Raw genomic sequence first — 12764 nt, 5'->3', positions numbered from 1 at the left:
CTGTCGGCGGCCCCTCGCCTGCCGCCCGCCGCGACGCCAGTTGTGACCGTTGGTGAGGACTGTGACCGGAGCGCTCGCCGGCGGCCTTCCGGTTGCCACGGCGTACCTCGGGCCAAGGCAAACCGGCTACCGTGGGCGTTGGCGCCATCCGGCGTGCAGGAGGTCGACCGCCATGCTCAAGTCGCTGTTCGGGGAACTGGTCACGACGCCCGTAAAGCCCGGGGGCGTGATGCCGGAGTTCGCGGCCACCGCGGTGCTCGAAAGCACCGACACGCGCGTCACCGACGACGGTCGCATGCTCGACCGCCACCAGCAGGACCTGTTCGTCACCGGTTCGCCGGCGGCGGCGATGCGCGCCCACCTCGCCGCGACGCAGAACACCACCGACGTGCGCACGATCACGCTGCTGGACCCGTCGCGCCTGTGGGCTCCGGGGGTCGTCAAGGCGCTGTCGGACGCCACCGGCCAGCCGGTGGAACGGCTGCACCTGCGCGAGCAGGCCTCGCTGCGCATCCTGGCCACGCTCGAACGCACGGTGGTGCCGCGCCGCGGCGACGCCACGCTAAAGATCTATCACGCCGACCTGCGCGTGGCGGAGGGCGAGAACCTCGCGATCCCGTTCGTGCTGATGGAGCGCAGCCAGATGTCCGCGGTGATCGTCGGCCCGATGGGCGCCGACGAGGTCGAGGCGATGCTGGCCGCCCTGCGCACGGCGGTGCAGGAGCCGACCTGGCGCTGCGAGTCGCTGCTGTTCCTGCTGCCGCCCAACCAGGTGTGGATCGCCAGCCGCATCGCCGCCTTCGACTGGCCGTCGACGCTGCACGTGGAGGTGATCGACGAGCCGCTGACGGGCACGTCGTCGGTGTGGAACGCGCTGCTGGCCGCCTGGGACCGGCAGCAGTCGAGCGGCGACCAGGGCACCGACCCGTCGGCGGTCGACGCGCGCAACATCGCGCGCCAGCTGCGCATGCTGTCGATGACCGACGGCGTGCTCGGGGCGGCGCTGGCCGACGCCACCGACGGCGACCTGCTGGCCGGCGAGTCGCGCTCGGGCGGGATCGACCTGGCACGGGCGGCGGCGGCCCTGGCACCGCTGCTGCGCGCGCACCGCAAGGCGCACGAGGACATGGGGCTGCCCGGCAGCCTGGAGGAGTTCTCGGTGGCCTCGGCCACCTGCTACCACCTGGTGCGCCCGGTGCTGCGCCGGCCGAACCAGTTCCTCTTCGCGCGGCTGGAGCGCAACCACGCCAACCTGGCGCTGCTGAAGTTCAAGCTGGCCGAGGCGGAACGCAACCTCGGTTGAAGGCTACGATCGCGGCACCCCGATGAGAGTGCCGAGATGAGCCAGGTCCTTTTCGACTACACCCGCCAGAACTCCCAGGGCGAGAGCACCGTCGCCCACGCCTGGGCCCGTGTGCCGGCCGCACCGACCCCGGACGAGCGCGCCGCGCTGAAGGCGCGCGCCAAGGCGCTGCTGGCGCGCCACGGCGCCGTGCTGGTGGCCCACTACTACGTCGACGGCGACCTGCAGGACCTGGCGCTGGAAACCGGCGGCTGCGTCGCCGACTCGCTGGAGATGGCGCGCTTCGGCCGCGACCATGCGGCGCAGACGCTGGTGGTGGCCGGCGTGAGGTTCATGGGCGAGTCGGCCAAGATCCTGTCGCCCGGCAAGCGGGTGCTGATGCCCGACCTGGAGGCGACCTGCTCGCTCGACCTGGGCTGCCCGCCGGAGGACTTCGCGGCCTTCTGCGACGCCCATCCGGACCGCAAGGTCGTGGTCTACGCCAACACCAGCGCCGCCGTGAAGGCGCGCGCCGACTGGATGGTCACCAGTTCCTGCGCGCTGGCCATCGTGGGCCACCTGCACGAGCAGGGGCACAAGGTGCTGTGGGCGCCGGACAAGCACCTCGGCCGCTACATCCAGGAGCAGACCGGCGCCGACATGCTGATGTGGAACGGCGCCTGCATCGTCCACGACGAGTTCAAGGGCGTGGAGCTCGAGCTGCTGCGGCGCGAGCATCCGCAGGCCAAGGTGCTGGTGCACCCCGAGTCGCCCCAGGCGGTGGTGGCGCAGGCCGACGTGGTGGGCTCCACCTCGCAGCTGCTCAAGGCCGTCGTCGAGGGCAGCGCCCGCGAGTACATCGTGGCCACCGACAACGGCATGTTCCACCGCATGAAGCAGCTGGCGCCGGGCAAGACGCTGATCGAGGCCCCCACGGCCGGCCGCAGCGCCACCTGCAAGAGCTGCGCCCATTGCCCCTGGATGGCGATGAACGCCACCCAGGGCCTGATCGACTGCCTGGAAACGGGCCGCGGCGAGATCCACGTGCCCGAGCCGACGCGGTCGCAGGCCCTGGGCTGCATCGAGCGCATGCTCGACTTCGTGGCCCGCAACCCTTCCGCCGTGGCGCAGCCGCAGCCCGGAGGGGCCCACGTGCGCGACATCGGCAGCGCCTGAGCCGGGTCGAAGACCACGAAAAGGGCGGCGTTCGGCGCGCTGATGGCGCGACCGGGCGGGCGGGCGAGGTCGAGAATGCGCCGCATGAGCCACGTCGACTTCGCCTCGATCCGCAACCACCACGAGCAGGCCGTGTTCGACGCCGTGCTCGCCCAGCGCCATGTCTACCCCGCGGTGGACACCGACGAGCTGGTGGCCGACGTGGCCTGCGTCGCGCTGAACCGGCTGCCGGCGCGCTACATCCGGCATCCGGTGGACTACCTGTTCTACCTGACCGAACGCGAGCGCGCCGACCTGGAAAAGGCGGTGCGCGACGCGGTCAAGCACGCCTTCGAGTTCGTGCAGGCGCGCGTGGCGATGCGCGCGCGGCGCTAGCTAGCGCGCGCCGCGGATCAGCACCGTCGGGAAGCTCACCGGCAGCGTGCGCGGGTAGTCCCGGCTGTAGTGCAGGCCGCGGCTCTCGTGCCGCGACAGCGCCGATCGCACGATCAGCTCGGCACACTCCACCAGGTTGCGCAGCTCCAGCAGGTCGCGGTTGACGCGGAAGTTGGCGTAGTACTCGTCGATCTCGAGCTTGAGCAGGTCGATCCGGTGCAGCGCCCGCTCCAGGCGCTTGGTGGTGCGCACGATGCCGACGTAGTTCCACATCAGCAGGCGCAGCTCGTCCCAGTTGTGCGAGATGACGACCTGCTCGTCGGCGTTCTCGACCTGGCTCTCGTCCCAGTCCGGCAGCGCGGGCTGATCGTCGGCCGGCGCGGCCAGGATCGCGTGGGCGCAGCTGTGGCCGAGCACCACGCACTCGAGCAGCGAGTTGCTGGCCAGCCGGTTGGCGCCGTGCAGTCCGGTGTAGGTGGTCTCGCCCACGGCATACAGCCCCGGCAGGTCGGTGCGGCCTTCCAGGTCGGTGACGACGCCGCCGCAGGTGTAGTGCGCCGCCGGCACCACCGGGATCGGCTGGCGCGCGATGTCGATGCCGAGCCTGGCGCAGCGCGCATGGATGGTGGGGAAGTGCTCCTTCAGGAAGTCCTCGCCCAGGTGCGTGGCGTCGAGCCACACGTGGTCCAGGCCGTGCTTCTTCATCTCGAAGTCGATCGCCCGCGCCACGATGTCGCGCGGCGCCAGCTCGGCGCGTTCGTCGTGGGCATGCATGAAGCGCGTGCCATCGGGCAGCTTCAGGTGCGCGCCCTCCCCGCGCAGGGCCTCGGTGATCAGGAAGCTGCGCTCCTGCGGGTGGTACAGGCAGGTCGGGTGGAACTGGATGAACTCCATGTTGCCGACCCGGCAGCCCGCGCGCCAGGCCATCGCGATGCCATCGCCGGTGGCGGTGTCGGGGTTGCTGGTGTAGCGGTACACCTTGCCGACGCCGCCGGTGGCCAGCACCACGGCCGACGTCGCCAGCGTCTCGACGCGGCCGCGGTCAATGTCCAGCGCATAGACGCCGTGGCAGCACGGCGCCTCGTCGCGGCGCAGGTGGCGCGAAGTGACGAGGTCCACCGCCATCCAGCGCTCGCGCAGGCTGATGTTGGGGTGCGCACGCGCCTTGGCCAGCAGCGCCTCGTGGATGGCGCGCCCGGTGGCGTCGGCGGCATGGGCGATGCGGCGCACCGCATGACCGCCCTCGCGGGTGAGGTGCAGGCCGAGCGGCCCGTCCGGGTCGGGCGAGAACGGCACGCCCTCGTCCACCAGCCACTGCACCGCCTGCGCGCTGCGTTCGGCGATGAAGCGGGCGGTGTGCTCGTCCACGAGGCCCGCGCCGGCGTCCTGCGTGTCGCGCACGTGCGAATCGACGCTGTCGTCGCGCCCCAGCACGCCGACAATGCCGCCCTGGGCCCAGGCCGTCGCGGCCTCGTCGAGATTGCGCTTGGCCAGCACGATCACGGGACGGTCCGCGGCCAGTCGCAACGCGACCGTCAGACCCGCCAGGCCGGCCCCGATCACGACCACCGGCTGGGGTTGAGCTTTCAGCATGGGCCGATTCTAGGGACATGGTCACGCTTGCCCCGGGCGGGCACCGAGGCCGGCCGGGGTCCGGCGCCGTACACTCGGTTGCGCCCTCGACGGCCCACCGACCCGCGCCCACCATGCCAAAGCCGATCCACGAAATGTCCACCTGGGATGCCTCGGCGCATCCGTCGCGTGCGTTCGAGGAGGAGGAAGCCTGGGAGGCCACGCGCCAGCAGACCGGCATGGCCACGCAGCTGATGCGCGACAAGGACGAGTACCTGTCCGAAAGCTACCGGCACGTCGGGCGCCAGGTCAGCGACTCGCAGTGGGAGCTGTTCGTGGCCTGCGAACCGGCCGAGGCGATGCAGCAGCAGTTCGAGGCGCTGCGCCCGGAGTACCTCGTGCTGCATGACATCGGCACCCAGTCGTCGCGCCGCATGCTCGCCGGCCTGGCCGCGGCCGCCGGCCGCCGCGTGCACCAGCTGCACGTGCGGCGCCAGGGCGTGGGCATGCCGCTGGCGCGCATCGAGTTCATCGAACTGGTGTGCAAGCCCGATCACCCGCCGCTGCGCCTGTACACCACCGAGGTCGACGCCGACACGGCCCAGCGGCGCCGCCTCGCCCGCATGCTGCTGGCCTACAGCCGGCTCGGCGTGGTCATGGTGGGCGACCTGCCGCCGCATGCGCTGGCCTCGGCGCTGCTGCCGCTGCGCGATGCGATCACCGAAGGCCCTTGGCTCAATCGCGAGCTGCTGCTGCTGCCACTGGCAGGCGCCTCTGCGCTGGCCAGCCAGGCCTCCCACATCGCGCAGCACACGTCGGTGAAGGTACTCACCACGCCCCAGGTCACCCGCCCGGCCGAGGCCTGGGCCTACCTGCGGGCTTCATGGCACAAGATGCGCGAGGCGCTGGCGGACGACGCCGTGCACCTGCCCGAACTGCTCGACCCGGTGAGGCCGGAGGCGCGCGCCCCGGCGGGGCCGGCGGCCGCAGGCACCCCGGCGGCGGCCCCGGCCGCCGCCGCCGCCGCCACGTCGCCCAGCGCGCCGTCCGCCGCGGCGCCTGCCGCCCCGGCAGCGACGCCCTTTGCCCGCACGCCGCTGCCGATGCAGCCGATGCCCACCGTCAAGGCTGCCGAGCCCCCGGCCGCGGCCGACCCGGCGCTGGCCTCCTACATCCGCAAGTGCGGCGAACTCAAGGGCATGGTGAGCTGCTGCGTGTTCGAGCTCGCCACGCAGCGCACCTTTGGCCATGCCGGCGGCCGCCCCGGGCCGGCGGTGCTGGCCACGCACGGCTCGTCGCTGATGGCGTCGATGGCCGAGGCCTCGCAGGCCCTGAACCTGGGCGGCGCGGCGCCCGACGCGGCCATCACGCTGGGCAACCACCACCTGCTGCTGCGGGCCGTGCCGGGCCGGCGCGGCCTGGCCATGCATGCGGTGCTCGACAAGGTGCAGGCCAACCTGACGCTGGTGCGCCTGCAGCTGCAGCGGCTGGACCTGCTGCTCGAGGAGGGCGCGACCGACTAGCGTCGCGCCCCGCCCCGCGCCGGGTCAGTGCACGGTGCGCTCGAAGACGAAGTTCTCGCCTTCCACGTCCACCGGCACCACGTCCTTCGGGCCGAAGCGGCCTTCCAGGATCAGCCGCGCCACCGGGTTCTCGATGCGCTGCTGGATCGCCCGCTTGAGCGGACGCGCGCCGAACACCGGGTCGAAGCCCGCCTTGGCCAGCGCCGCCAGCGCCGCCGGCGACACGTCCAGGCCCATGTCCATGCGCGCCAGCCGCGCCTCGAGCTGGCCGAGCTGGATCTTCGCGATCGACTCGATGTGCTTGGCGTCCAGTGCATGGAACACCACCGTCTCGTCGATGCGGTTCAGGAATTCGGGCCGGAAGTGGTTCTTGACCTCGCCCCACACCGCGTCGCGGATCTCCTCCGGGTCCTGACCCGCCATCTGCATGATCAGCTGCGAGCCCAGGTTGCTGGTCATCACGATCACGGTGTTCTTGAAGTCCACGGTGCGGCCCTGGCCGTCGGTTAGGCGGCCGTCGTCGAGCACCTGCAGCAGCACGTTGAACACGTCCGGGTGGGCCTTCTCCACCTCGTCGAGCAGCAGCACGCTGTAAGGCTTGCGCCGCACCGCCTCGGTCAGGTAGCCGCCCTCGTCATAGCCCACGTAGCCCGGCGGCGCGCCGATCAGACGGCTCACGGAGTGCTTCTCCATGAACTCGCTCATGTCGATGCGCACCATGTGCTCCTCGCTGTCGAACAGGAAGTTCGCCAGCGCCTTGCACAGCTCGGTCTTGCCCACGCCGGTGGGGCCGAGGAAGAGGAACGAGCCGTAGGGCCGGTTCGGGTCGGACAGGCCGGCGCGCGAGCGGCGGATGGCGTTGGACACGGCGACGATCGCCTCGTCCTGGCCCACCACGCGCTCGTGCAGGCGCCTTTCCATCTGCAGCAGCTTGTCGCGCTCGCCCTGCATCAGCTTGGACACCGGGATGCCGGTGGAGCGCGACACCACTTCCGCGATCTCCTCGGCGCCGACCATGGTGCGCAGCAGCTGCGGCCGGCCGGTGCCCTTCTTGCCGGTCTCCTTGGCCTGGGCCTCCTTCAGGCGCTTCTCCAGCTCGGGCAGCTTGCCGTACTGCAGCTCGGCCACCTTGTCGAAGTTGCCCTTGCGCTTGAACTCGTCCATCTGGTGGCGGATGCGGTCGATCTCCTCCTTGACCTGGGCGCTGCCCTGGGCGGTAGCCTTCTCGCTCTTCCAGATCTCCTCGAGATCGGCGTACTCACGCTCGAGCTTGCCGATCTCCTCCTCGATCAGGCCCAGGCGCTTGATCGACGCCTCGTCCTTCTCCTTGCGCACCGCCTCGCGCTCGATCTTCAGCTGGATCAGGCGGCGGTCGAGCTTGTCCATCGACTCGGGCTTGGAGTCGATCTCGATCTTGATCTTGGCCGCGGCCTCGTCGATCAGGTCGATCGCCTTGTCGGGCAGGAAGCGGTCGGTGATGTAGCGATGGCTCAGCTCGGCCGCAGCCACGATGGCCGGGTCCGTGATCTCCACGCCGTGGTGCACCTCGTACTTCTCCTGCAGGCCGCGCAGGATGGCGATGGTGGCCTCGACGCTGGGTTCGTCCACCAGCACCTTCTGAAAGCGCCGCTCGAGCGCGGCGTCCTTCTCGACGTACTTGCGGTACTCGTCCAGCGTGGTCGCGCCGATGCAGTGCAGCTCGCCGCGCGCCAGCGCGGGCTTGAGCATGTTGCCGGCGTCGATGGCGCCTTCGGCCTTGCCGGCGCCCACCATGGTGTGCAGCTCGTCGATGAACAGGATGATGCGGCCCTCGTCGGCCGACACCTCCTTGAGCACGGCCTTCAGGCGCTCCTCGAACTCGCCGCGGTACTTGGCGCCGGCCAGCAGGCCCGCCATATCCAGCGACAGCACGCGCTTGTCCTTCAGGGTCTCGGGCACCTCGCCCGAGACGATGCGCTGGGCCAGGCCCTCGACGATGGCGGTCTTGCCCACGCCCGGCTCGCCGATCAGCACCGGGTTGTTCTTGCTGCGGCGCTGCAGCACCTGGATCGCGCGGCGGATCTCGTCGTCGCGGCCGATCACCGGGTCGAGCTTGCCCTGGCGCGCGCGCTCGGTCAGGTCGAGCGTGTACTTCTTCAGCGCCTCGCGCTGGCCCTCGGCCTCGGCGGAGTCCACCTTGGCGCCGCCGCGCACTGCGTCGATCGCGGCTTCCAGCGCCTTGCGCGTCAGGCCGTGGCCGCGCACGATGCCGCCGAGATCGGACTTGGCGTCGGCCAGCGCCAGCAGGAACATCTCGCTGGCGATGAACTGGTCGCCGCGCTTGCCGGCCTCCTTCTCGGCGGCCTGCAGCAGCGACACCAGCTCTCGCCCCGGCTGCACCACCTGGCCGCCAGCCTGCACCTGCGGCAGGCCGCCCATCGCGGTGTCCATCGCGGTCTTCAGCGCGGCGGCGTTGGCGCCGGCGCGGTCGATCAGCGCGCGCGGCCCGTCCGGCTGGACCAGCATCGCCGCCAGCACGTGGGCCGGCTCGAGGTAGGGGTTGTCACGCGCGATGGCCAGGCTCTGGCCTTCGGCAAGGGCTTGCTGGAACGTGCTCGTCAGTTTGTCGATGCGCATGGTGGGTGTCTCCGATTGCCGCGCATCTGTGGGCCGGCCCCCCGGCTTTCAAGTCGCCACGTTCAGGGCTGTGACAAGGTAGCGCAATGCAGGCCGCCGCCGACCCAGTTGGCGCTGATGGCGTCGACGAACTCGACGCGCCGCCCCGGGAAGGCGCCAGCCACCACGCGGCGCACGCGCTCCTGGTGCTGTGGCGGCGTGCCGTGCGGGCGGTAGTCGGGCAGCACCACCACGCCGTTGGCCACGACGAAGTTCAGGTAGCTCGCGGTGGCCACCTGCCACAGCGCCTGGCCGTGACGGCGGCCTTCGCCGGGCGCAAAGTAGTCGGAGCGCCAAGCTTCTGAGCGCTCGCGGTCGGCGTCGTCGTCCAGCACGACCCGACGTTGCACGATCTTCGGCGTGGGCACCTTGACGATGCGCAAGCGCCGACCGCGCGTGTCGGTGGCCGCGGCCAGCACCGCGTAGTTGCGCTGCATCGCCTGCCGCGTCAGGCGCGCCACCGGATGCGCCGCCACGTCCGCGTCGTCGGGCCAGGCCAGCAGCACGGTGCGCTCGTCGGCGAAGCGCACGAACTGGTCGGTGTGGCCGCCGGAGCCCCAGGCGACATGGGCGCCGGCGATGGTGCCGCGCAGCAGCACGTCCTCGGCCAGGCCGGACGGCAGCCACACCACGCGCGAGATGCCCGGCAGGCGCCGCAGTTCGTTCCCGATGCGGTCGATCGACCAGCCCGGATGGCGCGACCGCCACAGCGCCGCATTCGCCAGCAGCAGGCCGCGGCCGTTGGCCTCGACCCCACCGCCTTCCATCGCCAGCGCCGTGCGATGCACCGGGGCGCCGAGGTGGCGCGCGATGGCGCGGTCCAGCCCGTCGCGTTCGGCGGAGGCCCGCGCGGCGTGGGCCACGCAGTGGTCGCGCTCGGCGCCCGCGGCATGCCGCTTCAGGCACCAGGACGCGGCGCCGTACTGACTGGCACCGAAGTCGACGATGCCGGGCCCGCCGTCGGGCTCGCGCGTGAACACCGCCACGTCGCGCAGGAAGAAGGTGGCGCCGGGCTCGACGACCACGCTGGCCGAGGGATCGATCGCACGCACCGGGTCGGGCACCATGACGACGATCCTCGCGTGGCCCTTCAGCGCGCGGACCAACCCGGCCGTCAGCACGTCGTGCCCGCCGCCGGCACCGACCCACACCGCTCGCACCGGATCGAAGTCGGCCATCAGGCCGGGCGGCAAGGCCTCGGCGCCGACCGGCCCGCCGCGTGCCGTGCCCCAGCCCAGCCCCGCCAGCGCGGCCAGCCCCTGCACCAGCGCGCGGCGCGACACGGCGCCGGGCGGGTGCAGCGCCTCGGGCGGGGCCGCGGCCCGCGTGGCGCCGTCCCTCATTCCGCCCCGCCCAAGCGGCGCGCCAGCAGCGAGCGCTGCACCTTGCCCAGCGCGGTCCTGGGCAGCGCGTCGAGCACGACGATCCGTCGCGGATGCTTGAACCGCGCCAGCGCGGCCTGGAACCGCTGGCGCAGGGCGTCGGCGTCGACGGTGGCACCGGGCCGCGGCACCACGGCCAGCACCGGCACCTCGCCCCAGCGCTCGTCGGGCAGGCCCACCACGGCCGCCTCGGCCACTGCCGGGTCGCCCATCGCCACCTGCTCGATCTCGGCCGGATGGATGTTCTCGCCCCCGGAAATGATCAGTTCCTTGGAGCGGCCGACCACCGTGTACCACCCCTGCCCGTCCACCCGGGCCAGATCGCCGGTGCGGAACCAGCCGCCGGCAAACGCCGCATCGCCGGGCAGCCGGTGGTAGCCGCGCGCCAGGTTGGGCGCGCGCACCTGGATCTCGCCCTCGGTGGCGTCGCCCTGCTCGCCCAGCCGCACCTGCACGCCGAGTGCCGGCCGGCCCACGCTGCCGGCGTGCGCCAACGCCTCGGACGGGCGCAGCACCAGCGTGACCGGGCCGGTCTCGGTGGCGCCGTACACCTGACAAACCGGCACGCCGCGCGCATGGAAGGCGTCGATCAGCGCCCGCGGCACGATCTGCGAGCCGCTGTTGACGAAGGCCAGCGACGACAGGTCGGCACCGGCCCAGCGCGGATGCTCCACCAGGGCCTGCATCGTGGCCGGCACCAGCAGGCTGGTCGTCGGGCGCCAGGTGGCCACATCGTCGAACCAGGCTGCCGCGTCGAAGCGCGGCTGCAGCCGCACCGTGCCACCGGCGGCCAGCGTGGGCAGCACCTGGATGCACAGCCCGCCGACGTGGAACAGCGGCAGCACGGCCAGCGTGCGCGTGGCGCGATCGAAGCCCTGGGCGTCGATGGCGGCGTCGATGTTCGCCCGCATCGCCGCGTGGGTGTGCAGCGCGCCGCGCGGCTGCCCCGTCGTGCCCGAGGTGTAGGCCAGCAGCAGGTCGTCCGCCGCGTCGGCGTCGGCGTCGGCGTCGGCGTCGGCACGGCCCGGGCCGGCCGGCGCAGGCGTCAGCCCGTCCAGCGCGTCGAACCCGGCGTCGGCATGCCAGGCCACCAGGCCGGCGTGAGTGGCGAGCTGGCGCAGCTCGGGCGCGGCCAGGCGCCAGTTCAGCGGCACGAAACGGGCCCCCAGGCGAGAGCAGGCCAGCAGCGCCATCAGCATCGCGGCGCTGTTCAGCCCGAGCCAGCCGTAGGCGTCGCCCGGCCCGACGCCCTGCCCCGCCAGCCGCTGCGCCGCCGCGTGCGCACCCGCATGCAGCTCGTCGTAGGTCCAGCCGCGCCGCCCGTCGTCGAGCGCAACCCCGGATCCCCGTGGCAGACGCAGGTCCAGCCGCATGCCCGGCCCCTGTCAGACCCGAGCCACGCGAACCGCACGCGGCGCTGACCCAGCAAGCGCCGCGGGTCCGGCTCCGCCGGCCCGCTGGCGCTGCCCCCCCGGGGGGGAGGCGCCGGAGGCGCTTCGGGGGGGGGTCACTGTTCCAGCGCCTCGTCCCGCTCGCCCGACTCGTACAGGCACTCGCGGCCGAGCCGGTCCACGCACAGCTCGGCGGTCCAGGGCAGCATCAGCGAGCCGCAGCGCGAGTCGCGGTACAGCCGCTCCAGCGGCAGCGACTTCAGCATCGACTGGCCGCCGCAGGTGCGGATCGCCAGCGCGCACAGGGCGTTGGCGTTCTCCATGATCGAATAGTGCGCGGCGTACAGGCGCATGCGCGTGTCCTTGTCCGGGTCCACCCGCGCCTCGCGCGCCGACTGCAGGAACAGCGCGCGCGTCTGCTCCAGCGTGATGCGCATCTGCGCCACGGCGATCTGCTTGGTCGGGTACATGCGGCGCTTGACCGGCGGCATGCCCGGCACCTCGCCGCGCAGGTAGCTCACGGTGAAGTCGTAGGCCGCCTGCGCGATGCCCATGTAGGTGGGCGACAGCGTGGCGAACATGTGCGGGTAGCGCGACGCCGCCTGGAAGTAGAGCCCCTCGGGCATGAGGCGCGCCTCGTCCGGCACGAACACGTCCTCGAAGGTGAGCGTGCGGCTCACCGTGCCGCGCATGCCCAGCGGGTCCCAGTCGCCGCTGACGGTGACGCCGGGCGCGTCGGCCGGCACCGCGAGATACAGCGAGTCGCGCACCGTGCCGCCGGCGCTGCCGTCGTTGCGGTCGACCGAGCGGCGCTCGCGCGTGCACAGCACGCCATAGTAGTCGGCCGCGCCGGACAGCGACGCGAAGATCTTGCGCCCGGTGACGCGGTAGCCGCCGTCGACCTTGAGCGCGCGCGTGCCCCAGGGCGCCTTGCCCGCCGCCGCCGCGCCACCCTCGGAGAACGGCTGCGAATAGACGCGGCCGTCGCGCACGACGCGCTCGAAGTGGATCGCGCGGATGCGCTCGTGGTCCTGGCGCTGCTCTCGCGACATGTCCAGCGCGTCGGCGATGAAGCCGGCCCACATCGTGGAGCACACGTGCATGTTGAACGACAGCGCGGTGGATCCGCAGTGCCGGCCGAGTTCGGCGGCCACCATCACGTAGGTGGCGAAGTCCGCCCCCAGCCCGCCGTGCTCGCGCGGCACGCAGATGCCCAGCAGCCCGGCCTCGCGCAGGTCGGCGTAGTTCTCGTGCGGAAAGCTCGCCTCGCGGTCCCAGCGCTCGGCGCGGGGCGCGAACTTGTCGCGGCCGAGCGAGGCGGCGCGCTCGATCAAATCGCGCTGCTGCGCGGTCAGCGTGGCCGGGTTGCCGGCGATGTGCGCCACGGGGCTCGAGGCAGTGGTCATGG

9 protein-coding genes are annotated in these 12764 nt (G+C 72.3%); 4 read left to right on the top strand and 5 right to left on the bottom strand.

The genetic code is table 11. The features are described 5' to 3' along the window. Nucleotides 1–172 precede the first annotated feature (172 nt). The 3 genes from AC2EAQ_RS00985 to AC2EAQ_RS00975 all read left to right on the top strand — a co-directional run bounded on the left by AC2EAQ_RS00985 (nucleotide 173) and on the right by AC2EAQ_RS00975 (nucleotide 2833). Entirely contained in the window at nucleotides 173–1303 is a 1131-nt protein-coding gene (locus tag AC2EAQ_RS00985) for a hypothetical protein (RefSeq protein WP_484639813.1), read from the top strand. A gap of 36 nt (nucleotides 1304–1339) precedes the next feature. After that, nucleotides 1340–2458 (top strand): quinolinate synthase NadA, encoded by a 1119-nt coding sequence (gene nadA / locus AC2EAQ_RS00980; RefSeq protein WP_484639811.1) that lies wholly within the window; start codon nucleotides 1340–1342, stop codon nucleotides 2456–2458. 84 nt (nucleotides 2459–2542) lie between these two features. After that, nucleotides 2543–2833, top strand: a complete 291-nt coding sequence (locus tag AC2EAQ_RS00975) for a late competence development ComFB family protein (protein WP_484639809.1) — start codon at nucleotides 2543–2545, stop codon at nucleotides 2831–2833. Here AC2EAQ_RS00975 and nadB read toward each other — a convergent pair whose 3' ends face one another. Beyond that, nucleotides 2834–4426 carry an L-aspartate oxidase gene (gene nadB / locus AC2EAQ_RS00970; RefSeq protein ID WP_484639808.1) on the bottom strand — a complete coding sequence of 531 codons (1593 nt, stop codon included), beginning with the start codon at nucleotides 4424–4426 and terminating at the stop codon, nucleotides 2834–2836. It lies immediately after the preceding gene. A gap of 134 nt (nucleotides 4427–4560) precedes the next feature. Here nadB and AC2EAQ_RS00965 point away from each other — a divergent pair, with 134 nt between their 5' ends. Beyond that, nucleotides 4561–5928 carry a hypothetical protein gene (locus AC2EAQ_RS00965; RefSeq protein WP_484639807.1) on the top strand — a complete coding sequence of 456 codons (1368 nt, stop codon included), beginning with the start codon at nucleotides 4561–4563 and terminating at the stop codon, nucleotides 5926–5928. Nucleotides 5929–5952: 24 nt separating this feature from the next. Here the strand turns inward: AC2EAQ_RS00965 and clpB are convergent, their stop codons facing one another. From clpB to AC2EAQ_RS00945, 4 genes are all read right to left on the bottom strand, one after another. Further along, on the bottom strand, nucleotides 5953–8544 hold the full coding sequence (clpB, locus tag AC2EAQ_RS00960; protein ID WP_484639806.1) for an ATP-dependent chaperone ClpB: 2592 nt from the start codon (nucleotides 8542–8544) through the stop codon (nucleotides 5953–5955). A 62-nt stretch (nucleotides 8545–8606) separates the two neighbouring features. Beyond that, a complete protein-coding gene (locus AC2EAQ_RS00955; RefSeq protein WP_484639805.1) occupies nucleotides 8607–9926 on the bottom strand; it encodes an agmatine deiminase family protein in 1320 nt (439 codons plus the stop codon). Continuing rightward, entirely contained in the window at nucleotides 9923–11338 is a 1416-nt protein-coding gene (locus AC2EAQ_RS00950; protein WP_484639804.1) for a class I adenylate-forming enzyme family protein, read from the bottom strand. The genes AC2EAQ_RS00955 and AC2EAQ_RS00950 overlap by 4 nt, the downstream gene beginning before the upstream one ends. 134 nt (nucleotides 11339–11472) lie before the next feature. Further along, entirely contained in the window at nucleotides 11473–12762 is a 1290-nt protein-coding gene (locus AC2EAQ_RS00945) for an acyl-CoA dehydrogenase family protein (protein WP_484639803.1), read from the bottom strand. Between the last annotated feature and the right edge of the window lie 2 nt (nucleotides 12763–12764).

The organism is Aquabacterium sp. T101, from assembly GCF_057219775.1.
Note: the sequence above shows the minus strand (reverse complement) of the source record. Positions and strands in the feature narration are given on the sequence as shown.